This window comes from Salegentibacter sp. 24, assembly GCF_004362395.1.
Lineage (GTDB): Bacteria > Bacteroidota > Bacteroidia > Flavobacteriales > Flavobacteriaceae > Salegentibacter.
This window is the reverse complement of sequence record NZ_SNWE01000020.1, coordinates 46,261-69,950: the sequence shown is the minus strand read 5'-3', so window position 1 is coordinate 69,950 and position 23,690 is coordinate 46,261. Positions and strand designations below refer to the sequence as shown.

Annotated in this window: 20 protein-coding genes; 14 read left to right on the top strand and 6 right to left on the bottom strand. The window is 38.5% G+C overall.

The genetic code is table 11. From position 1 onward, the window contains the following. The first annotated feature begins 30 nt into the window (after positions 1-30). Together DET49_RS14080 and DET49_RS14075 are read left to right on the top strand one after the other, a co-directional pair. Positions 31-921, top strand: a complete 891-nt coding sequence (locus DET49_RS14080) for an outer membrane beta-barrel protein (RefSeq protein ID WP_133548763.1) — start codon at positions 31-33, stop codon at positions 919-921. A gap of 849 nt (positions 922-1,770) precedes the next feature. After that, positions 1,771-2,931 carry a PAS domain-containing protein gene (locus tag DET49_RS14075; RefSeq protein WP_166636584.1) on the top strand — a complete coding sequence of 387 codons (1,161 nt, stop codon included), beginning with the start codon at positions 1,771-1,773 and terminating at the stop codon, positions 2,929-2,931. A gap of 187 nt (positions 2,932-3,118) precedes the next feature. Here DET49_RS14075 and DET49_RS14070 read toward each other — a convergent pair whose 3' ends face one another. After that, the gene (locus tag DET49_RS14070; RefSeq protein WP_133548759.1) at positions 3,119-3,466 is read right to left on the bottom strand and encodes a cupin domain-containing protein; all 348 of its coding nucleotides are present in this window, start codon (positions 3,464-3,466) and stop codon (positions 3,119-3,121) included. A gap of 1,098 nt (positions 3,467-4,564) precedes the next feature. Between DET49_RS14070 and DET49_RS14065 the strand changes: the two genes are divergently transcribed. Further along, complete coding sequence (locus DET49_RS14065) at positions 4,565-5,269, top strand: hypothetical protein (RefSeq protein WP_133548757.1); 705 nt, start codon at positions 4,565-4,567, stop codon at positions 5,267-5,269. 177 nt (positions 5,270-5,446) lie between these two features. On the opposite strand, the gene DET49_RS14060 is transcribed toward DET49_RS14065, so the two are convergent. Next, positions 5,447-5,854: a BLUF domain-containing protein gene (locus tag DET49_RS14060; RefSeq protein WP_133548755.1), complete on the bottom strand. Its 408-nt coding sequence runs from the start codon at positions 5,852-5,854 to the stop codon at positions 5,447-5,449. A gap of 344 nt (positions 5,855-6,198) precedes the next feature. Between DET49_RS14060 and DET49_RS14055 the strand changes: the two genes are divergently transcribed. From DET49_RS14055 to DET49_RS14045, 3 genes are read left to right on the top strand one after another with little or no spacing between them, the layout of a single operon-like run. Continuing rightward, entirely contained in the window at positions 6,199-7,671 is a 1,473-nt protein-coding gene (locus DET49_RS14055; protein WP_243729678.1) for a TolC family protein, read from the top strand. A gap of 16 nt (positions 7,672-7,687) precedes the next feature. Next, entirely contained in the window at positions 7,688-8,899 is a 1,212-nt protein-coding gene (locus tag DET49_RS14050) for an efflux RND transporter periplasmic adaptor subunit (RefSeq protein WP_133548777.1), read from the top strand. A gap of 5 nt (positions 8,900-8,904) precedes the next feature. After that, entirely contained in the window at positions 8,905-12,033 is a 3,129-nt protein-coding gene (locus DET49_RS14045; RefSeq protein WP_133548753.1) for an efflux RND transporter permease subunit, read from the top strand. Positions 12,034-12,125: 92 nt separating this feature from the next. Here the strand turns inward: DET49_RS14045 and DET49_RS14040 are convergent, their stop codons facing one another. Beyond that, positions 12,126-13,322, bottom strand: coding sequence for a DUF6920 family protein (locus DET49_RS14040; protein ID WP_243729677.1), 1,197 nt, complete (start codon positions 13,320-13,322; stop codon positions 12,126-12,128). A 155-nt stretch (positions 13,323-13,477) separates the two neighbouring features. On the opposite strand from DET49_RS14040, the gene DET49_RS14035 reads away from it, so the two are divergent. The 7 genes from DET49_RS14035 to DET49_RS14005 all read left to right on the top strand — a co-directional run bounded on the left by DET49_RS14035 (position 13,478) and on the right by DET49_RS14005 (position 19,864). Further along, on the top strand, positions 13,478-13,993 hold the full coding sequence (locus DET49_RS14035) for a c-type cytochrome (protein ID WP_133548751.1): 516 nt from the start codon (positions 13,478-13,480) through the stop codon (positions 13,991-13,993). Between the two features lie 40 nt (positions 13,994-14,033). After that, on the top strand, positions 14,034-15,998 hold the full coding sequence (nosZ, locus tag DET49_RS14030) for a Sec-dependent nitrous-oxide reductase (protein ID WP_133548749.1): 1,965 nt from the start codon (positions 14,034-14,036) through the stop codon (positions 15,996-15,998). A gap of 126 nt (positions 15,999-16,124) precedes the next feature. Next, on the top strand, positions 16,125-16,739 hold the full coding sequence (locus DET49_RS14025; RefSeq protein ID WP_133548747.1) for a hypothetical protein: 615 nt from the start codon (positions 16,125-16,127) through the stop codon (positions 16,737-16,739). After that, positions 16,736-17,143: a nitrous oxide reductase accessory protein NosL gene (locus tag DET49_RS14020; protein ID WP_133548745.1), complete on the top strand. Its 408-nt coding sequence runs from the start codon at positions 16,736-16,738 to the stop codon at positions 17,141-17,143. The genes DET49_RS14025 and DET49_RS14020 overlap by 4 nt, the downstream gene beginning before the upstream one ends. Positions 17,144-17,149: 6 nt before the next feature. Further along, positions 17,150-18,385, top strand: a complete 1,236-nt coding sequence (gene nosD, locus DET49_RS14015) for a nitrous oxide reductase family maturation protein NosD (protein WP_133548743.1) — start codon at positions 17,150-17,152, stop codon at positions 18,383-18,385. Then, a complete protein-coding gene (locus tag DET49_RS14010; RefSeq protein ID WP_133548741.1) occupies positions 18,379-19,089 on the top strand; it encodes an ABC transporter ATP-binding protein in 711 nt (236 codons plus the stop codon). The genes nosD and DET49_RS14010 overlap by 7 nt, the downstream gene beginning before the upstream one ends. Continuing rightward, the gene (locus tag DET49_RS14005) at positions 19,082-19,864 is read left to right on the top strand and encodes an ABC transporter permease (RefSeq protein ID WP_133548739.1); all 783 of its coding nucleotides are present in this window, start codon (positions 19,082-19,084) and stop codon (positions 19,862-19,864) included. The genes DET49_RS14010 and DET49_RS14005 overlap by 8 nt, the downstream gene beginning before the upstream one ends. Positions 19,865-19,870: 6 nt before the next feature. Here DET49_RS14005 and DET49_RS14000 read toward each other — a convergent pair whose 3' ends face one another. The 3 genes from DET49_RS14000 to ric form a co-directional block, all read right to left on the bottom strand. After that, positions 19,871-20,467, bottom strand: coding sequence for a Crp/Fnr family transcriptional regulator (locus tag DET49_RS14000; RefSeq protein ID WP_133548737.1), 597 nt, complete (start codon positions 20,465-20,467; stop codon positions 19,871-19,873). A 91-nt stretch (positions 20,468-20,558) separates the two neighbouring features. Continuing rightward, positions 20,559-21,767, bottom strand: coding sequence for a hypothetical protein (locus tag DET49_RS13995; RefSeq protein ID WP_133548735.1), 1,209 nt, complete (start codon positions 21,765-21,767; stop codon positions 20,559-20,561). Positions 21,768-22,032: 265 nt separating this feature from the next. Continuing rightward, the gene (gene ric, locus DET49_RS13990; RefSeq protein WP_133548733.1) at positions 22,033-22,755 is read right to left on the bottom strand and encodes an iron-sulfur cluster repair di-iron protein; all 723 of its coding nucleotides are present in this window, start codon (positions 22,753-22,755) and stop codon (positions 22,033-22,035) included. Between the two features lie 284 nt (positions 22,756-23,039). On the opposite strand from ric, the gene DET49_RS13985 reads away from it, so the two are divergent. Then, complete coding sequence (locus DET49_RS13985) at positions 23,040-23,585, top strand: lipid-binding SYLF domain-containing protein (RefSeq protein ID WP_133548731.1); 546 nt, start codon at positions 23,040-23,042, stop codon at positions 23,583-23,585. Positions 23,586-23,690 lie beyond the last annotated feature (105 nt).

Below are 23,690 nucleotides of genomic sequence, written 5' to 3'. Positions count from 1 at the left end.
GCATTAGATTTTAAAAATTAAACTATACCTATGTACAGAGCTATTAGAATAATATTTGATAAAACATCCCTATGCAAGCTTTTAATACTGCTTGCTCTGTTAAATGTGACCAGTCAATCTTTTGCACAATCAAAAAATGAAGTTTCACTCTACCTTCAGGGTGCTTTTTCCAAGCTGGATTATGAAGTATTCAATCAGAAGAGTGATATGGAAAATGGTTTTGGTATCGGGGCAAGCTATGCTTATTATTTATCTCCAAATTGGAGTATCGGTACTGGCGTGGAGTTACAGTATATGAAAGCTTCCCTTTACCTGGCTCAAATAGACGGAGCTTATACCACCCAGGATTCAGAAGGAGAGGACTTTGAGTTTCGCTACACCCTTGAGGATATTTCTGAAAATCAGGATGTCTATTTTATGAATATTCCCTTGCAAGTCCAATACGAAACACCAGGTAAAATTCGATTTTATGCCGCCAGTGGTATTAAAGTAGGTGTGGTGTTAAAATCAGAGTATGAAACTCTGTATACCTCATTGATGACCAGTGGATATTACCCTCAATATAATGTGGAACTCACCGACCCGGAATTTGCCGGTTTTGGCGAGTTTGGCCCGGGAGAAAGTTCAAAGACTGACCTCGGGCTGAAAACCAATTTTATAGGTCACTTTGAGAGTGGACTGAAGTTAATGCTGGCAAACGAACAATCCATCTATCTGGGCCTTTTCCTTGATTATGGACTTAATGATATCCAACCTGAAATATCCCGGGCAAAACTGATCAATTATAATCCTCAGGATCCAACAGAATTTACCATTGCTAGTGTGTTATCATCCTTACCGGATGAGGGGCTCAGTCAAGATATGGGCGAACTCAAGACCTTGGCCTATGGTTTAAAAGTACGGTATGCATTTCAGTTTTAATATGTTAAGCATCCTTATTATACTAAATGAGGTTTTTAGTAAGCACCTCAATTACTCGTTTTGCCTTCATATTTGTGAAATCTGATTTTATAGAATCAAAGAAAAACTTTGTAGATAAAGGAATTGGCTTTACCCACATGGGTAACAGTGTTTGAAATTTATGCAAACCGATAGCTCTTAATTTTTTGACAGTTAATATACCATTTTCCTACTTGTCAATGACTTTCCAATTCCTTTAGTCATAAATGCTAGTTCCTTCATCGAAGACTGCGAATTATGAATACAATATAATCTCTTAAGATAAATCGATTAAAGGCAAATAAGCTGGATAAAAGTAAAAAATACGTTTTAAAAAATTAACCGATAACAAATTTATAATTACTTTCGTACTTAGTTGATATTAACAAATGTTTAATTTCAAAGGAGTGTTTTTATGTTATATATGTTTTTAATAATGATACTTAAAATCTTGGCTGAAGCTACGGCATAGTGTGTATGTGTCAGCCCCAAAAAACAGTCGCTGAGATAAGTTTCCTGCTTTTAAAATATTTAAGCAAAACATCTATAAATGATTTAGGTTCCTGGAAAAAAATATTTGTAATTTTAGAAAAGGAATTAGGTTACCAATGTATTGACTTTGTTCAATTTTCCAAGTTTAATTATCAAATCTGCAGTAATTTATCTGCTTCAAGGAGTTACAGCAAGAGGCAAATAGGAGTTATAAACTGCTTACTTGAAAATTACAAATTCGAAGATTCACCGGGCTATTTTCGAAAATTGGATACCCCAGCTTTAAGCGAATTTTTTGATCATTGTAAAGCGGATCTTTTAATCATAGTTCCTCTTTTTTTGCGTAAAAATCTTGAAGGCGCATTGCTTATTTATTCCGATAAGACACCAGCTAAGCTTCAGGAGGAGGAGAGGGTCATTTTTAATTTTATTCTTAGTCGCCTAAAAGATTATTTCCACAGTAATAATTATAAGAAATTGCTTCAAAAGAGATCAGAATGCCTTTCTACAATAGCTACGGATATTCAGAAGCGTTTCGAATTAGCTGCAATTGCCTCTGAAATCCTTATATATGACTGGGATTTAATAGAAAAAAAAGTGATTCGTTTTAAAAGGGGAAATAACAAAATTTGGGGCTATTCCTCTAGTAAATTTAATAAAGGTTTATTTTGGAATAAATTAATTCATCCCGAGGATTTCACAAAAGCTACAACTACATTAAAATTACAACTCGATAATAAAACAGCTAATGCTGTAACCTGTCGATATCGCTTTAAAAAGTTAAATGGGGAGTATGCATTTGTACAGGATAAAGGTTATATAATAAGAGATAAGGAGGGCATACCCATTCGTATTGTGGGAGGAGTTAGCGATATTAGTGACCTGGTAGAGAAAGAAAGTGAATTAGAGGTAGCTAATGAAAGATTCTCCCTAGCTATGAAAGCCAGTAATGAGATGATCTATGACTGGCAAGTTCAAAAAAATGAAGTAACAAGAAGTGCTTCTTTTCAAAAGATATACGGAAAGAAAAACGATCAAGGCAGTTTAGATCAATGGTTTTGTAAAATTCATGAAAATGACAGGGAAAGAATTAAGACTTCTTTTTTTGAAGCTTTGGAGAATAAAAAGGTTCAAATTTGGAAGCAGGATTATGCGTTTCTAATTAATAATGAAAAAATTTATGTTACAGATAGATGTTTTATTCTACGTTTTCCCTCCGGTAAACCAAAAAGAATAGTTGGAGCAGTTCTGGATGTGACAGAAACGAAAAGCATGATCGAAGAAATTAGAACTAAAAATGAGATTTTAAAGGATATTTCTTGGTCTCAATCCCATTTAGTACGAGCACCTATTGTAAGGATGCAAGGGATATTAAATTCATTAGATGACCCAGATCTTTATTTTTGGAAGAATGATGAATTATTTAAAATTTTCAAAGATTCGGTAATGGAACTCGATCAGGAGATTCGTCGGATGGCTCAAAAAATGGAAGATCTATGAGTATAGGATTGAGAACTTTTATTTTGTGTAATTGAAGCGGTACACCTCATTCCAGGGCAAAGTCGGCCATGGAATTCTTTGGTGTTATTTTTATGCCTCAATGGATTGTAATAGCCCAAATTTTTTCAGGACCTTTTACTCATTTTAGCAAGAATCTAATGCCCGTGTTAAGGGTGATTGTTTTTGTTCATTTTGAACTTTCTGCAACCTCTTCTACTCGTTTAGCGGAATCAGCTTTGGTGAGACTTAATCTTACAATGCTATCCTCTTTCGCGCTAAGATCGTGTGGCACATTTCCTTCCAGGGCAATTAAACTTCCTTTATTCAATAATTGTTTCTCACCATTAATACCAAAATCAATAGCCCCTTCAAATATTTCTACGACAATGGGGAAGGGTGTCTTATGTTCTTTGAGGACTTGACCAGTTTTAAAAACTATTCGGATTTCTTTGTTGGTTTCCGTTTCCATTAGGACCTCCACAGCTGGTCGGTTCTCGCTGTAGGTGATGTTTTCGGTTAAAGATGCTTTTTTCATTTTTTTATTTCTTTTAAGTATCTTCAAAGGAACAGTTATAAAAGGAGAAGAAATATGATTTCACTCATACTTGGCTTTTTCTGGTTTTTTAATCTTTGAACGCGTTGAACATAGATGTTTTTTTGGTAGATGGATGTGGAATGACCTATTTGGCATTTTCACCGAAATTTTAAATGTCAATATATACTGAATAACTTATGGGAAATATTGCAGAAACAAAACAGACCGCAGCTGGTTGGCTTGTCAAATAAGCATTGATAAATCTATTCACCATATAAGGTTTCGAATTCTAAGGGATTTTTAATAAGGGATCTATTGGTGACCTGTATGATGTTTTTTTAATTAATTAGCTAATCCGTCCTTTTTTTTACTAAAAATAAGATTTTATCGCTGAGACTGGAAAGGTATAATAATTGTAAGAAGAGAGGTAATAGTATATTTGTTATGATAATTATTCGATATTGGCGTCATCTTGTTCTCATATTAATGGGAATCTGTTACCTTATGGTATTCCTTTGTCTGTTTATCCCTAATTTTCTTTATTATGGATATTTCATTTTTGGGGGCATAAGCTTAGCGGTGCTATTTTTTATAATCGAGTTCACCAGTAATTTTTTACTAAAAAGAAGAAAAGAAAAATATAACTAATTTTTCTCAAAATCTATCCAGAAAGGCTTCTTTGTATTTCTTAACGAGCGATAACCTTCCTGTTTTTGGTAAAAAAAGCAACTGTTATCTAAATCTTCCCAATCTCTCTTCTATATTTTAATTCCTCAGGATTTAAATTGGTTTTTTTTAATATTTAAAATTTTATCCATCTGAATTTTTCAGGATCCGGCCTGGTAGCTATAAGAATTTGCAGTAGGTTTTCTACAATTAGTTTTTTAACCTGAGCCACTTTTGTGACTACAGGTATAAAATTTCTTAAATTATCATAATCAATTCATAAGCTTTTAATTACCTCAGTTTTTCCAGACATTTTAATGTATCTTTTTTGAAAAGGAATATTTTCTATCGACCATGCATAGCTTGAGGATGTAGCTAACCTATGGGTTAGAGAACTGTTTCTTAGTTCCAGTTTATTTTAAAAAACAATATATGAAAGACGTCAATAAAGCCTATTATAAAATTTTAGAGAAGTCCTTGGAAATTCCAGGCGCAAGGATTAACCGGCTTGATTTTTTGGAGAGGAATCTCAGGGGCTATTGTACTATTGGTCAGATTGAAAAAGCTATGACTACTTCAGTAAGACATGCGGGAATATCGAGTGAGGTACGTGAAAAGATTGCAAAAAACATTATAAAAAGTCATACATTAAAAGTTACAGGTATATCCACATTATCAGGAATGCCAGGAGGCCTTGCTATGCTTGCGACAATACCAGCAGATTTAACACAATATTACTACCATGTGATTGTCTTAGCGCAAAAATTGGCATATTTATACGGCTATCCACAGTTACGGGGTGATAAGGACCTGGTTTCTCACCTCACTTTATTTATAGGAGTTATGTATGGGGTCAAAGACTCAAACCAAGCGGTTGTCAATGTCTCACAAGCCTTGAATGCTGAAACTCTTTCGAGGGTACCTCAGATAACATTAAATGAAACAACGTTTTACGTACTAAAGCAGAATATAGCCAGGTGGGTTGGCTTAAAGCTTACAAAGAAAATCCTTTCTCAAGGTATAAGTAAAGCTATTCCTTTTATTGGCGGTATCATTTCTGGTGGTGTTTGCTATACTTCCTTTACTCCGATGGCACAGAAACTTAAAGAAAGCTTAGAAGGAAGTTATGAAATTTAGCAAAAAGGGGAGTAGGATAAAAACATTCTCATTTCACTGTTGACTTCCATTAAGGAAGCTGAAATTTAAGTGCTACAGGAGAATATTAAAATACAAGACTGCGAACCTTCTCAATTTTGATCAAAGGCGACTTGACCTTCAAGGAAAAGAATACGAAGTTCATGCCTTTAGTAAGGATTAACGAGTAGCGATAAAAGTCCTGAGCATATTTTCCATGGAACTTTTAGTCTGAGGTGGTATACCCACTAAAGCCTCGGTATATTCAGGAGGTAATTCATGGGTGACTTTTTCCTCATCTTTAATTACGTCCACCTTGAAGCCATCAATAGCACCTTGTTCTATGTCTTGACCAATTATCTGAATAATTCCATAATGACGCGGGTCATTTTTTATTTTTTCAAACAATGCTAATACTGTTTTTTTATCACCTTCTAAAATTTGGAAAAAATTTCCTTCAGAATAAAGTAAAACCCCTTTTATGTCGTGTATTGAATTTTGTTCGCGAGAGAATTCCAATAATTCAAGTACTAGTGAAAAGCTTAGGGATTCTTCCTTATTACTTATATAACATATGGCATGCCTCATTAAATCGAATTTACTAATTGTGAGCTATTGATTCAGAAACTATTAAAATAGGTATTTTAAATATCTATAACAAGGGTAAGATAAAATGAATAAGTAAACTAGTAACAAATATCGTTTCATTTTGTTCAAAAAGAGCCATTGAGGTTGAATTCTTTATGACTTTAAATAAGCCTCATCTAAACCCATGATGAGCTAAGAGAAAAGGCAAAAAACAAAGGTTTTTTCAACAGTTAAATAATCTTTTTTCTCTAAAATAAAGCAGCTGTTGTCAACTTCCAAAAAAATAGTAACTTACAAGATGCTATGTATAAAGAATTAGGAACCTGAAACGGAAGCAGCCATAGATGCAATTACGCATCATAGTAGCAGGAGTTTCTATTGAAGTTGATATTATTTTACCTCATAAACTATTTCAGACTAAAGCCGGTTTATCCGCTGTAAAGCTGCCATTTGGTATATGGCTACCACTGATATGCCTTTGTACGTTAAGCTGCTCCCCAAAACTTGAAAATATAGAAGCCCCCATTGAAGAAGCTCAGGAGTTTTCTTATACCGGGACAGAAGTCATTCCGGAAAAATGGTGGACTTCATTTGATGATCCTGTTCTAAATAAGCTTATTGACAGCGCTCTTTCAGAAAATCTCAATCTTTCCGCGACCTGGCAGCAGTTTATGGCAGTCCAGGCCATTGTGAGAAGAGAAAAATCATTTTTATGGCCCGATATTGAATTTACTGCCCGCAGTGGAATAAGTCGTCCGGAACCCGATTTTGTAGGAGGTGAAAACTTTCAGGCAGGACTTGCTGCCGGATATGAGATTGACCTGTGGGGAAGGATTCGCGCTGGAATTCAGGCGGAAAAATTTAGAGCACAGGCATCCTTTTATGATTATCAGGCTGCGGCTATGACCCTTTCAGCAGAAATAGGTGCAACCTGGTTTCAACTGCTCACCTTGAAAAAACAATTGGAATTAACAAATAGGCAAATTGAAACCAATGAAAATATCATACGACTTTTTCTGGCAAGATTTACAGGTGGGCAAATAAGGGCAGTAGATATCCTGCGCCAGCAACAATTACTGGAAAGTACCCGGAACCAGAAGATATTTTATGAAACTCAACTGGCCCTGCTAAAAAACCAGTTGGCTGTGCTTTTGGGTCGTCCACCTCAAAATCAATATAAAATACCGGAAAATGGGCTGCCTGAATTACCCCCTCTTCCCCAAACGGGGCTTCCATTAGAACTTATAAGACGACGTCCCGATGTCAAGCAGGCATACCATTTAGTTTTGGCTTCTGACCGGGAAATGGCCCAGGCCATAAGAAGCAAATATCCGCGGCTATCCTTTGATTTGAGTGCTCAGTCCAGGGCAAATAATTATGGAAATCTTTTCCAGAACTGGGCGTATACCCTGGCTGGTAATTTGGTTGCTCCCCTGTTGTACGGTGGACGGCTTCGTGCTGAGGTTGATCGCACGGAAGCTCTAAAGAACCAGCAGCTTTATTTATATGGACAAACGGTATTAGATGCCTTTAGAGAAGTTGAAAATGCACTAATACAGGAACAAAAACAAAAGGAAAGAATAGAGGTGCTGGAGCGGCGACTGCAGCTTGTACAAAAAACAAATAAACAATTAAGAGTAGAATATCTTAACGGACTTACTGAATACCTGGACGTGCTGCTTTCTTTGGATCAGGAACAACAGCTACAAAGGGATATTCTTGAAGCCCGGCAAACCCTTCTTGAGTACAGGATCACTTTATATCGCGCATTGGCAGGTGGGTTTGAACCAGAACGAATTGATTCCCAGGAATTCTAATAAAGAGAAAGCTTATATGAGCACTAAAAAAATATTGATCATCTGTTTGGGCATCCTGCTCCTTGCGGTAGTTGTTACTTTTCTCATTTTTTCAACTGAACCTACTGCAAGTTCTGAAGGTGCCACAAAGCAAACACCAATGCTGATAGATGTAGTGGAAGCAGAAGAGGGAGATTTTCAACCCGTTATTCAGGCTACCGGCATGGTACGGCCGGTAGAAGATGTGATGTTAAGTTCGCAGGTGAGTGGTCAGATTATATACAGGTCAGATGAATTTGTTCCCGGAGGCTTTGTTCAAAAGGGAACTGTACTCTTACGGATTGATCCCTCAGATTTCCGAAATACTTTGGAATTAAGAAAAAGTGATTTACTCCAGGCCCAAACCAACCTAAAAATGGAAATGGGACGACAGGAAGTGGCGGAGCAGGATTTGGAACTTGCAGGAGTGGATTCTCTTTCTGAAAATCAAAGAGCCCTGGTTCTTAGAACACCTCAGTTAAATGCTATAAAAGCACAGGTAAAGGCAGCCAATGCGGCCGTAGCACAGGCCGAACTGGAATTATCACGGGCAACGATTAAAGCTCCTTTTGATGCTCATATTTTGAGCCAGAACGTAACGGTGGGATCACAGGTTAGCCCGGGTGAGGTTCTGGGCCGATTGGTAGGCAGCGAAAAGTATTGGATCATCCTTAGCGTTCCGGTGGATAAACTACAATGGTTATCTTTTCCTAAATCTGAAGAGAAAAAAGGATCAACAGTAGAGATACGAGATACCGGTTGGCCGGAGGGAATTTCTCGTGTAGGTTATCTGGATCAACAGATAGGGGCTCTTGACGATCAGACCCGTCTTGCCCGAGTCCTCGTTAGCGTTGAGGATCCCTTGGCCAGAGAAGATACGACCAATACCCAGCGAGAACTCATTATAGGCGGTTTTGTCAAGGCAGCTGTCCAGGGTCGGGAAATCGAAGAGGTAGTTCGTTTAAACCGCGATTATTTGAGAACAAACCAGACGGTATGGGTCAACCAGGATGGGGAATTATCCATTAGAGAGGTAGAGGTCATTCTTACAGATTCTAAATATGCTTACATAAGTCATGGGCTCAGCCAGGGAGAGGAAGTGGTTACCACAAATCTAAGTGTGGTTTCCGAGGGGGTCAAACTTAGGACCGAAGCATCCGAATCAACCCCTGGAAACAATGCCGAGCAGCAGAAAAACCTAGAGCAGTAACAGTTATGGGCAAAGGGAAAGATAAAAAAGTAAGAAAGGAAGGCGCTATAGCATTTATGGCCAGGAATTCTATTGCCGCCAATCTGCTTATGATCATCCTAATAGGTGGTGGAATTTGGACGATGTTCAATATTCAGAAGGAAGTCTTTCCACAATTCCAGCTGGATTATGTCGAAGTGAATGTGGCATATCCCGGGGCTGCCCCTGCTGAGGTGGAACAGGGAATTTTACTCCCGGTAGAGGAAGCCATTCGAGGAATTCAAGGAATTAAAGAGATTACTTCTACTGCCAATGAAGGCTCCGGTAATATTCTTATTGAACTGGTAGCCGGTACCAACCGGATGCAGGCTTTTCAGGATATAGATCAGGGAGTGCGTCGAATTCAGACCTTTCCCGACGATATTGAACGGCCACAGGTAAACCTTCAGTCCCGCCAGCGCAATGTGATGGAAATTGCCATTTATGGCGAATCAGACATCTGGACGCTAAGGATTCTAGCGGAACGGCTTCGAAACCGCCTATTGAGCAATCCACAAATTACGCAGGTAGAGATAGGCAATGTACCTGATTATGTGACCCATATTGAGATCCCCAGGCATAACTTAAGGCAATATAACCTAACGCTTGGGCAGGTAGCCAATATCATAGCTGAGTCCAGTGAGGACGTACCTGCGGGTGCAGTTGAAACACATTCCGGAGAAATTTTACTTCGAATGAAGGAACGCAAGCAATGGGCAGAAGAATTCGGGAATATTACAATTGTTTCCTCTTCTTCAGGGGCAAGGGTCCTCCTTAAGGATATCGCAATGATTACCGACGGATTTGAGGAAACAGGGTTTCACGGTCAATTTAACCAAAAACCTTCCGTAGACCTTAGTATTTTTCGTATTGGAAATCAGTCTCCGCTCGAAATTGAAGAAACCGTACTGGAGATCATCGAGGATTTCCAGTTACCCCCGGGAGTAAAATTTCGCATCGATAGCAATACTGCTGAAGATTACAGGGAGCGCCTATCCCTGCTCACCGAAAATGGAATTATGGCCATTGTGATCGTATTGGTGATCCTGGCTTTGTTCCTGGAGTACAGGCTGGCTTTCTGGGTGATGATGGGAATGGCCATTTCTTTTATCGGAGGGATTATCTTCCTGCCCCTTTTCGGACTTAGTATTAATATGATCTCGATGTTCGGTTTCCTGGTGGTGCTGGGTATTGTTGTGGATGATGCTATTGTGGTAGGAGAGAATGTTCACCAATACAGGCAAAAAGGATTAAGTGCAATTGATGCGGCTATTGCCGGGACAAAAGATGTTTCCAAGCCAGTGGTTTTTAGCATCCTTACCACCATCATAGCTTTTGTACCATTGCTTTTTATGCCAGGGGAAACTGGTAAATTCTGGTGGCCTTTGCCCGCAGTGGTTATTGTCATTCTTGCAGTTTCTTTATTGGAAGCATTATTTATATTGCCTTCCCACCTTGGTCATCTTAAAGCTAAAAAAACAAAGGGATGGGCAGCTCGACTTGAAAAAATGCAGGAATCTTTTGCTCAGGGCTACAACCGGATCATTGATAAATATTACCGTCCCGTTCTTGATGTATGTCTTAAATACCGGTACATTACCCTGACTGCAGCAATGGCGCTGCTGCTTATCATTGGAGGTTATGGATACAGTGATCATATGGGAATGATCATGATGCCTGAAGTTGCGGCTGATGAGATCGAAGCAGGAGTAAGACTTCCTGTAAGCACGACTCCTGAACAGGCTGCCAGGGTTGCAGAAGAAATAACCGAATCTACCCTGAGCATGTTTGAAGAAAAGGATCTTTATAAAGTAGCAGAAGGGGTGAAAACTAACGTGCGTGGTCAGAACTTTATTGATGTGGAAATTGTCATGCTTCCCCCGGATGAAAGAGAGATGTCAGCCAAGGAACTTATAGCGATATGGCGTGATAATATTGGCGACATTGCAGGAGTGGACCAAATAACTTTCGAAGCAGAACGTGGCCCGGGAGGTTATCAACAGGATATTAGCGTGGACCTTAGTCATACCGATATTGAAGTATTGGAACAGGCGAGTGCTAAATTCCTTGAGGAAATGAAAACCTTTGATAATACCCGGGATCTGAATGACAATTTTAACAAAGGAAAAGTACAGTATGATTTTAAACTTTTACCAGAAGGAAGGAACCTGGGGTTTACTTCCAATGAAATAGGCCGCCAGGTAAGAAATGCCTTTTTCGGAGCCCTTGCGATGAGACAATTAAGAAACACCAATGAAATTGAAGTGCGGGTGAAATTGCCGCTGGAAGAAAGACAGGATATCGATAATTTAGAAAACTTCCTGGTTCGTAGCCCTTCAGGAGTCGAAGTTCCACTGCTTGACGTGGTAGAAGTGGAACAACGGGAAGCTTTTACCAGTATAAACCGCCGTGATGGTCGCAGGGTGGTAAATGTCGGAATGGATGTAGAACCTGCCAATACCGTTAGCCAGGTGCTGGAAGCAGTTCAAAACCAGGTTCTCCCTCAACTCAGAGCGGATTACCCGGGCCTGACCTGGAGTTTTGAAGGAGGTCAGGCAGATATGAGGGAATCCACCCAGTCGCTTTGGGGTGGTTTTGCAATGGCGATGTTAATCATATATGCCTTACTGGCCATTGCCTTTAGTAGTTATACGCAACCTCTTATAGTACTTTCTGCCATTCCCTTTGGAATCGTCGGAGCTGTGATTGGACATATTTTACTTGGATACGATCTTTCGGTGGTAAGCCTGATGGGAGTAATTGCCCTCTCTGGCGTGGTGGTAAATGACTCTTTAATTATGATAGATTTCGCTAATAAGCAACGCGAAAGTTCCTCAGTCTACCAGGCCATCCATGAAGCCGGTCTCCGTCGTTTCCGGCCAATTATGCTTACCACGCTGACTACTTTTGGAGGGCTGACTCCTATTATACTGGAAACTTCAAGCCAGGCAGAATATCTTATTCCCATGGCTATTTCATTAGGCTTCGGGATTGTTTTTGCAACTTCCATTATCCTGGTTATTGTTCCCTGTCTTTATTTAATTTTAGAAGATATCAGCCTGCTTATTAAAGAAGGCCGGACTGTTAAACGAAAAGTAGAAACGCCAAAAGCATAGCGAAAATAAAAACATGGAGCCTAGGGAGGGATTAGCTCCACCATCAATATATATAATAGCAATCCAGCTTTCCTGCATCTTTTTCTCAGGCCTCACTTAATACAATTGTATTTTAATTCTGATATTTCCAGCTTTAACCAGGTCCAGTCTCCACTGTCTAACTTCCAGGAAACTTTGGATGCTACGGGTATACTAATACCATTGCGTTTTTCTATTTTAGTTGCGCTAACGATCCATTTAGTGGGCTTTAGATCGCTGGCTTCTTTGTAGCGCATCGCTATAAATTTTTTAAAATTTCCATGGTTGTCAAAATAAAACACACCAGAAGCCTTTGTTCCTTTATAGTTCATCGTGGCCCTGGCGGAGAATTCATCGATCGCTTCCCATGTTATATAAGAGCTTGTAGCTGCAGATGGAAACCAAACGATTTCAGCTAAATACCTTTGTAATGTAGACTGATCTATTTTCGGGCTGCCTTGAGCTTTTGCAATTGGAAAAATAGAGAATAGTTTTATAATCATTTCTCCTTTGCCGGCTACAAATTTATCACGCCCTACAATGGAAATGCCTGGTCTGATGTTTAGTTTGACGGACCAAATAAAACCCGGAGGGTCAACGGTAAAATATTGTTTAGCCCTGGCTGTGGTCCATTTTCTTTGCTCTGGTTTCATCAGCATTTTAATATTCTGCTCCAGATATATATTTTGAATTAGTTCCTGGCCAACAATTCCAGAACTTAGAAGCCATTTTTGAACAGCTTCAGGCAGCGTTGAAATCATTTGCTCTGTGACGAGTATTTTCTCTGGTTGTTGAGATTGGGTTAGCAATTGATCTATTTCAGCAGTTATTTTTCTTTGAAAATTTAATGTTGAAAATGCTATTAAGGCGCATGCAAGAATTATCAGGTTTAAGATGGTTCCGAATTTGGCTTCGTTCCAATAATTAAAAATTAAAAACTGGGATAGCATCACGCCAGCAATTCCTATGATCCACCAATAACGAAAATTGATTATCAATAGGCTCAGGGTCACGCTCAATAAGATGAAAGCTACTAACCATAACATGCCAAAGCTTTTGGAAATTGGCTGAGCAATTGCGTTGAATTCTATAATTCCAAATGCCTTTAAAAATCCAAAAAGATGGATGACCCCGTGTAATCCAATCAATATGGCAAGGGCTATTCGCATTGGTGGCTTGTTGTTTTTCAGTGATTTAATTACTATAAAGATAATGTAAGATTTTTGGTTATTCATCTGTAAATGAAATTTTGATTCTTTCTTTTTTGACATTTTAGCGGTATAATTTTTTCTATAGTGGGCTGATTAATGGTACCGGCCGGTTAATAAATAGTCATTTACCAAGTTTTATTTTTCGATATGACTGGGGTCATAAAATAGGGTTGACTTCTCCGGTAACTTTACCATTGAAATCAAAATCAATCATTATGAAATTAATTGTAAAAATAGGCCTGACTTTAACTTTAGTGTTTTCGTTTATGGCCTGCGGTAATTCTGAGAAAGACGAGAAAGAGAATATTAGTTTAGATGATTATTCATCAGAAACTCAAGAAAAAGAAACTGAAGTCATTAGTACTCCAGATAAGGCTGGGGACGATTTGTCCAATAAGGGTATCGGACCTGTAAAATCTTTGGATTTTCCTGAAGGTATTGATTCAGAAATGGCAAATCAGGGAGCGGTTATCTTCAAAAATATGTGCTCTGCCTGTCATAAGATGGATAAGAAATTTGTCGGTCCTGCACTGGTTGGGGTAACCCAGAGGCGCTCCCCTGAATGGATCATGAATATGATCCTTAACCCTGAAGAAATGATTAAAAAAGACCCTATCGCAAAAAGGTTAATGGTGGAATCCAATATGGCCATAATGGCTGACCAGGGCCTAAAGGAAGATGAAGCCAGATCAATTGTGGAATATTTTAGACAGTATGATGCTGAAAACTAATGTTACCTGAATCTCAATTTTGAATATAAAAACCAATCGTATGAAACCAATTAAAAATATCATAGCCGCTCTTGTACTTATGGCGAGCTTTACTTCGTGTAATCAAAATAAAGAAGGCGAAAAATCGGGTGCGATGGCTTCCAGCGCGGCTGAAAAGGTGTATGTAAGTCCGGGAGAACACGACGAATATTACGCCTTTTTATCGGGCGGGTATAGTGGCAATATTACCGTATACGGACTTCCATCTGGAAGAATGTTAAAAGAAATTCCTGTATTTTCTCAATTCCCGACCAATGGTTACGGTTATTCTGAAGAAACCAAGGATATGTTAAAGACCTCGTTTGGAATGGTACCCTGGGGTGATGCTCACCACCCTGATATTTCTCAAACCAATGGAGAATTAGACGGTCGCTGGATTTTTATCAACGAAAATAATACGCCAAGAATAGCCAGGATAAGCCTGGAAACCTTTGAAACAGAGGAAATCATTGAAATTCCTCACAGTGCAGGGAACCACTCTTCTTCTTATGTTACTGAAAATACTGAATATGTGGTGGCCGGAACCCGATTTTCAGTTCCTTATCCGCAAAAGGATATGCCTATAAATGAGATGAAGGGTAATTTCAAAGGTCCCCTGACTTTTATTGCAGTAGATGATAAAGGCCATATGGAAATTGATTTTCAACTGGATATGCCCGGATTTAATTATGACCTTTCCCATCCGGGTCGTGGAGATTCTCATGGTTGGTTTTTCTTTACTACCTATAACACGGAGGAAGCACATACGATGCAGGAAGTAAATGCCTCACAAAATGATAAGGATTTTATCGCTGCGGTAAATTGGAAAAAAATAAGTGAATATGTGGAAAATGGTGGCGGCCAGAAAATGGAAGCAGAGTATGTTCATAATGTGTTTGATCACAGTACGCAAACAACGGTCTCAACAACTAAAAACGAAGTGCTTAGAGTAGACCCTCGCCAGGTCCCTGGAGCAGTATTTTTTATGCCAACACCTAAGTCTCCTCACGGTTGTGATGTAGATCCATCGGGGGAATATATTATCGGTAACGGAAAACTCTCCAGTGACCTTACGGTGCATTCATTTAGCAAGATGCTAAAGGCTATTGAAAATAAGGAATTTGATGGTGAGGCCTACGGAATTCCAATCCTGAGTTTTGAATCTACATTGGCCGGCATTGTAAAAAATGCAGGTTTAGGCCCCTTGCATACGGAATTTGATGACAAAGGGAATGCTTATACTACATTTTTTATTTCCTCCGAAGCAGTGAAATGGAAATTAGGCACCTGGGAAGTTCTGGATAGAGAGCCAAGTTATTATTCTGTTGGGCACCTTATGATTCCCGGAGGGAATTCAAGGAAACCTGAAGGGAAATATATGATAACCTTGAATAAGATTACCAAAGATCGCTATTTACCTACCGGTCCTGAATTAGAGCATTCAGCACAATTGTTTGATATTTCAGGGGATAAAATGGAATTACTGTTGGATTTCCCAACTCATGGCGAACCGCATTATGCAGCTGCTATTAAGGCCGATAAAATCAAAGAAAATTCCAAAAAGATTTATCGACTTGATGAAAATAAACATAAGTATGCAGCACTTAATGAAAGCGAAACCAAAATGGTCCGGGATGGAAATGAAGTACATGTTTCTATGACCACGGTACGAAGCCATTTTGCTCCTGATAACCTGGAAGGTATTCACGTGGGCGATAAGGTATATTTCCACGTTACCAATTTGGAACAGGATTTTGATGTACCCCATGGTTTCTCAGTCATTGGTGCCAATACTTCTGAATTATTAATTATGCCCGGGCAAACAAAAACGATTACCTGGGAACCTAAAAAACCAGGGATATGGCCATTCTATTGTACCGATTTCTGCTCGGCGCTGCACCAGGAAATGCAGGGTTATATACGGGTTTCTCCTAAAGGAAGCAACACCCCGATGAAATGGGGCTTGGACGACGAATATAAAAGTTAATAGTTGAAGGTGGTTTTTTTATAAAGGAGGGTTGACCTAAAATAGATTGCGCCCTCCTTTATTTTAAAAGTTCCACAAAACCATGACTTTTTATAACTCCAGATTTAATAAACAATACCTAAGCTTATGAAACGCTCGGCAATTTTAATGATTATCGGCTCGCTCTTATTGTTAGGCCTGTTTTATTTCCCTCTTTGGAATATACGACTTGCCGCGCCGCAATATCCCGATCCAATGGGGATGGACATATTCATTAGCGGGATTGTAGGGGAAGAAGAATTTGATATTCAAAATATAGACGGGGTAAACCATTATATAGGGATGAAGAAAATTCCAAAACCAGAAGAAATGTGGGAGTTTCAGGTATTCCCAATGGTAATAGCCGTGATGGCCGCTTTAGGAGTTTTAGTTGGTTTACTAGGCTTTTTTAAGAAAATTCATCCTTCCTGGTTTTTGGGTTGGTTTATTTTAATGATCATTCTGGGAACGCTGGGAATGTATGATTTTAATAATTGGTTGTTAGATTATGGCACCGATTTAGACCCGAAAGCTATTATAAAATTAACGGATAAGGAAGGTAATCCGATCAACTATAAACCTCCTTTACTGGGTACTCAGGACATATTAAATTTTACGGCCCATTCCTATCCAAGAATCGGTGCTTATCTAATGTTTGTGGGTATGTTTCTAACATTAATCGCCTGGTGGATAAGAAAAAAGGCATTCAAAAATCACAGATGATGAAATTCTCTCTTGCAATAATAGGCCTGATATTCTTATGTTCGGCCTGTAGTTTTCAACCTGAACCCATAAATTATGGTGTAGACAATTGTCATTTTTGTCAAATGACTATTGTAGATCAGGCCTTCGCGGCCCAATTGGTAACCGATAAAGGGAAGCAGTATAAATATGATGCCATCGAATGTATGGTTCATGATATATTTCAGAAGGATTACCAAACCTCCTTCATTTTGGTTGCCAATTATGATAAGCCAGGTAATATGCTCCCCGTTACTGAAGCAGGATTTGTTCAACATGACAGTTTAAGAAGTCCCATGGGAGCAAATCTTGCTGCAGTGAAAAAGCAAAGCCGTAAAGGAGGGAATCTCCAGGCCTGGGAAGAATTAAAAAACCAATTGAATTAATCAGGTATGAAAGCTTTGCTCCTTATATTCCTAATTTTTATCGGATTCAACTTTTACGGCGGGGAAATTACGGTATGTAAAAGTTGTGAGATCAGTTCGGTAAAAGATGCAGTTGAAATGGCCGAAATGGGAGACACAATTAGAGTGAAATCCGGTCTTTACAAGGAGAATAATATCAGTATAAAAGATAAATCCCTGGTGCTGATCGGGGAAGATTTTCCGGTCATTGATGCTCAAATGCAGGGGTATGCAATTATTGTAAGTGCTCAAGCATTTAGAATTGAAGGTTTTAAAATCATCAATATTGGAAGGAGTCATACCAGTGATTTTGCTGCCATTTTGATCAGTAATTCAGCCAATTTTGAAATAAAAAACAATCGTTTTGATAAAATTTTCTTCGGAATATTAATAGAGCGCTCGAAAAACGGAAGGATTATCGGGAATAAATTCAGTGGCAATGCTAAAAGCCAGGCACATTCCGGGAACGCGATTCATCTTTGGAAAACTTCAGAAATGCATATTGAGGATAACCAGGTGGAGGGTGTTCGTGACGGAATTTACCTGGAGTTTAGCGATAATGCTGAGATCAAAAATAATGTTTGTAAAAACAATTTAAGATACGGGCTTCATTTTATGTTTTCTGATGGAAATATTTATTCCGGGAATCTTTTTGAAAACAATGGTGCCGGAGTAGCGGTGATGTATTCTAAAAATATAAAAATGTATCGCAATACCTTTAAAAATAACTGGGGGAGTGCTTCTTATGGGTTGTTGTTAAAAGAAATTACTGATTCAGAATTAATACAAAATACTTTTGAAGAAAATACCGTAGGGATTAGCGCCGATAATACCAGCCGTATTAATTACATCGAAAACAATTTTAAGAGTAACGGCTATGCGGTAAAAATTAGAGGTGGATGTTATAGGAATGTCTTTAAGCGAAATAACTTTTTATATAATTCATTTGACCTCACCTATCACGGCCACAGTAACGAAAATAGCTTCAACGGAAATTTTTGGAGTAATTATTCTGGCTATGATCTGGATAAGGACAGTTTTGGCGATATACCATATCGTCCGGTGAGCTTGTTTTCTTATTTAGTAAACAAAACCCCAGAGAGTATCGTAATGCTTAGAAGTTTGTTTATTGATCTAATTGAATTTTCAGAAAAAGTTTCTCCCATATTTACCCCGGCCGATGTCCTGGATAGTCAACCTTTTATAAAAAAAATACAATGGTAACGGTAACGAATCTTTATAAACGTTTTGGCTCGCAACAGGTGTTAAACGGCCTAAACCTGGAAACAAATATCCCGGGTATAATAGCGGTACTGGGGCCAAACGGTTCAGGAAAAACTACGCTTATAAAAAGTTTATTAGGTATGGTTATTCCCCAAAAAGGGGGAATAGCTGTAAATGGAAAGGAAATTCGAGGTCAAAGTGATTATCGTAAAGAAATTGATTACCTCCCCCAGATCGCTAATTTCCCCGGAAACCTTAAGGTAAAAGAACTAATTGGAATGATTAAAGACTTAAGAGGAAAACCTGCACGGGACGAAGAATTGATTGCTTTTTTCGGCATTCAAAGCTTCTTGGATAAAAAATTAAGCCAGCTCTCGGGTGGTACCCGTCAAAAGGTGAATATCGTGCTTTGTTTTATGTTTGACAGTCCGCTTATTATTTTAGATGAGCCTACCTCAGGTCTGGATCCTGCTTCTTTGATCAAACTCAGGGAACTCCTGGGAAGAGAAAAGGCAGCGGGGAAGACTATAATTATCACCTCCCATATTATGAATTTTGTGGAAGAAACTGCCGATCGGATTTTATTTATTTTGGAAGGTGTAATTTATTTTAATGGTAGCGTAAGTGAACTAAAAGCTGCAACCAGGCAGGATGACCTTGAACACGCTATAGCCCAAATCTTAACCTCACCCACCCATGTATAAAATTCTAAAATACAGTTTTTTTGATCTTTTCAGAAGTCGCTGGAGTTTCGTTTATTTCTTTTTTTACCTCTTACTGGGGTTAGTTTTATTGTTTTTGAATAATGACCTTTCCAATGCCATTATTACATTGATGAATGTCGTTATTGTTTTGGTCCCCCTTATTGGGACCATTTTTGGTATAATGTATTTCTATAATTCCCGGGAGTTTACCGAATTGCTTTTGGCCCAGCCTATTGCCCGAAGGCATATTTTTTTAGGTCAGTATTTAGGGGTGGCTATTTCACTTGCATTGAGCCTGGTGCTGGGACTGGGAATTCCTTTTATTATTTATGGACTTTTTGAATCTTCCGCCATCTGGGATTTCTTTTCTTTATTGGTAGTAGGTGCTTTTTTGACCTTTATTTTTACTGCACTTTCTTTCGGAATTGCCCTAAAATTTGAAAATAAGATTAAGGGTTTTGGTATGGCCATTGTAATGTGGCTATTCCTGGCCATTATATACGACGGCTTATTCCTACTGCTTTTAATGTATTTTCAGGAATATCCTTTAGAAGATTTTGCTTTGGTTGCCAGCGTGCTCAATCCCATAGATCTAAGTCGTACTTTGATTTTATTGAAGTTGGATATTTCGGCCTTGCTCGGATATACTGGTGCGGTATTTAAAGAATTCTTCGGTACAACTAAAGGAAGCCTAATAAGTTTTATTGTTTTGTTAGCCTGGGTGTTCATTCCGGTTTGGGGAATGCTAAGACTGGCGGGGAAAAAAGATTTTTAAACCGAATTAGCGATAGACTTTTCCACTTTTAATTTTTAGTTCACCTTTTTTTTCCAGACCTTTCATAGCCCTGATTACGGTTTCTACACGCAGTCCGGTTAAATCGGCGATTTGCTGGCGGGTTAAGTTAACTTTAAAATTAAAGGGGCCTTCAATATGATGCACGTAGCGTTTGAGATAATCAAGGATCCTGATAATTCTATGTTCGGGGTCCTGGCTGGAAATTTCAGAAACCATAATGGCTTTGTAAAAAAGCCTTTTGGCCAGGGTACGGGTAAGTTTCAGGTGGGTCTTGGGATGTTGGGTAAGCAGCTCCAGGAAGTTGAGCTTGGGCAGTTTTAAAACCTCTGAAGTTTTTATGGCCTCAGCATTGGCCGGGTATTTTACATCGGCCAGTAGGGGCGGTTCCCCGAAACTCTGGCCGTCTACAAATATTCCCTGGATAAATTCCTTACCATCGGCATTGTAATTATTCATCTTGATTTCCCCAGATATAATCTGAAAAAAATTAAGTGCAATTTCTCCTTCACTAAAAAGCTGGTCAGCTTTATGGTAAGTTTCTTTTGAAGCTCCAAACTCCAGTAAAATACTTTCCGCTATCATTTCTCTCTTGTTTAATCAAAACAAACTTGGTGAAAAACTAAATGACTATCAATGAGGATGGTCATATTTCGGAGGCCTGGGAATACACCAATTATTTTTTTGAAAGATTAGCGCATAAAATCCATCCCACAGCAACAGGAATAAACGCACTTACCAACACCAGTATGAGGAAATAATTGCTGATAAATGGAAGTCCTAACCACAGCACCAGGCCTTTATAAAAAATAAGGCTTTCAGAAATTATAAATCCGGCCAGGTAAAAGTAAAATGCATTCCTGGGAACTTGGATTATTTTTAACCAGTTTAAAAAAGCGAATAATGCCAGGGACACAAAACCAAGAAAGACCCAGTGCAAGTATCCAATAACAAAATCCAGGTTATGAAAAGCCAGATCAGCAAAGTATGGGATTGCCGTTAGACTTTGCATTAAAATTTTGCCAGCCAGTAACAGGCCTGAAATCTTTAAAATCCGATATTCCATTGATCTTAATCCGGATTTCAGAAGTTTCTTATTTTGAAGTAGAAATGCGAAAAGTTGTAAGAAAGCAAGTAATACCAGTATTGCTCCGAGACCGCCAAGAAAGTAAAATATTAATGGAGGCTTTGTCCAGTAGGTGGAAAGAAAAAAGCTTAAGATCACACCTGAATTCAGCAGGAAGAAAAAGCGCTTGAATTTACTTGCTTCAAAATCTAATTCTAATTTTTGAAAGAGAAAGAATAGAATACCCAGTATGGCCAGTAAAAACCATGCATTATATTGAAAGTGAAGATAAAAATATACAGAGAGTTTATACCAAAGGGATGTTTTTCCCAGCGTACTCATAATAACTCCTAAAGCCCAGGGGCCAATACTGGAAAAAACCATATACCACAAGGCTGCCTTTATTAGTTTAAAACTTTGGGTTTTACGGAAGATTTCAGGAACATTTTTAAACACAAAAGCGGTATAAAAATAGGAGCAAAAAAGAAAAAGCGTGGAAAAGATAATAGAAATCATAGCATAACCCTGAAAAGGAAAACTAAACAACATCCCTAATAAACTGATATTGGTAGCCAGGAATAGGTAGCAGTATTTTTTTAAAAGTATTGTTCTGTGAAAAAACAAACGATAAATGATTCCGGTTAAAGCCAGATAAACCCAACCTAATAAAGCAGTATGGGAGTGGGCGTGGAGAATATACCTGTAATTTCCGGCAACCGGGATTATATAAAACAATCGTAATAATATTCCCAGCAGCGCAGCCAAGAAGAAATAAGCCAATGCAATGTGGTGGTGTGCTTTTAAATTTAAACGGGGCATAAGGAAAAAGATACTAAAAAGAAATTAGCTTAAAAAGAAAACACTGAACTCTTCGCAAACCAGTTGAAATGATCTATGTCTTAAAAGCCTACAGAGATTTACATAAACCTTTAGCAGTGCAGGATTATCATAATAAAATCACAGCTAAGAAGGTGTTAACCCCGTGACATTCCTGTGACGGGGTATCTTCAACACAATTAAAACAACTTACTAAAATAAATAGTTAAATTTCATATCGGTGTTGGGGGCACTTCCAGTGGAACTTTTAGTTGGTTAAGCTGCGTTCAAGTTGGATTGCCTTTGGAAAAAGTATATTGTTTTCCAGATGTACATGGTGGTGAAGATCGTTTTCAAACTCTTCAAGTTTGGAATACAATGCCTTATAGGTATTGCAGGCCCACTCAGGACAGGTGTAATTATCGCTTAAATCAGCAATTTCTTTAAAAATGGCTCCAGCTTCATCGTGTTCGGTTTCCATCATTTTTATGGGGTTATCAATTTTCCCGAATTGTGGTTGTGCAACTGGCGTTGCTTCTTCCTGGGCTTTTACTAATTTTTTTATAAAGGGGAATAGTATAAGTTCCTCTTTTCTTAGGTGAGCGCTTAATTCCTGGGCTACCTTGGTAAATAACTGCTGGATTTTTATGAGTTCGGGTCTTTGGCGTCCGTGAACTTTGGCCACTCGGGCTGAATACTGAATAAGCAGCGGAATATTTTCTTCCACGTAATGATGATGCACATTTATGATATGATCAGTTAGAAAATCCAGCTTCCAGTTTTTGTAATCGTAACCCGGGCTGCTTACCATCTCGGTTTGTTGTAATTCCTTTTCTAGTATCTCAAGGCTCACATTGGCTTTTTCCGCTGCCTGGGCCAGACTAACGCCGCCGCCACAGCAAAAATCGATTCCATGTTTTTTAAACAAGTGTGCGTTTTTAATGTTTTCTGTTACATAATCGGCTACGGTTTTAACAGTTTCAGTATTCATAATATTAGCTTTAAGTTGAACAATATTTCTTTACAAATATCAGCCTTGTCCTTCCGCTATTTTATGAGTCTGGTCATAAGTCAAATTTTAATTTGTGGATACTGGCTATCGGGGTTCAGGTCCGGATCGCACGTATCTCTATGAGCTGATTATATTTTAAGGAAACATGTTTAAAGATTTAACATTTAACTAAAACGCTAAGATAAAGTGAAATAACAATCGATTAACACCGATTGTCTGGAATAAAACTTAATTTGAAAAAGAACCAAAAAAATAAAATAAAGATGAAATTACTAACAAATCACTTTTACAAACCATTATTTGTATTAACTATGTTGATAATGTCAAGTTGTGGAAGTATGCAGAACACTGAAGATGATCTTGTAAAAGATGCCAGGGAGGCAAGAGAAGAAATGAAGCAAACCTACCCAAATGCCGCTGAATTTTTCGAGAATTCCGCAGGATATGCAATTTTTCCCAATGTTGGAAAAGGAGCGTATATTATAGGAGCTGCTTCCGGAGATGGGGTTGTTTATAAAAACGATGCTGTTATAGGTTATTCAGATCTCAAACAATTAGATGTTGGACTCCAAGCTGGGGGGAAAGCTTTTGTAGAAGTTCTATTTTTTGAAACAGAGGCAGATCTGGAAGAATTTAAAGAAAATGATTATGAACTTTCCGCAAATGCCTCAGCAGTAGTACTGGAAGAAGGAGTCTCCAGTTCAATTAATTTTGAAGAGGGGGTTGCTATAGTTACAATGCCTAAAGCCGGTGCTATGGCAGGTGTTTCCGTTGGAGGACAGCGATTTACCTTCCAGCCTGTGCAATAGAAACTAAATTTGGATAAACTAAAAAACGGCTTCTTTGAGGCCGTTTTTTTTTCCAGGGATGACCCTTAAAGTCTTATAAATATATAAATATATTCTGCGATTCCC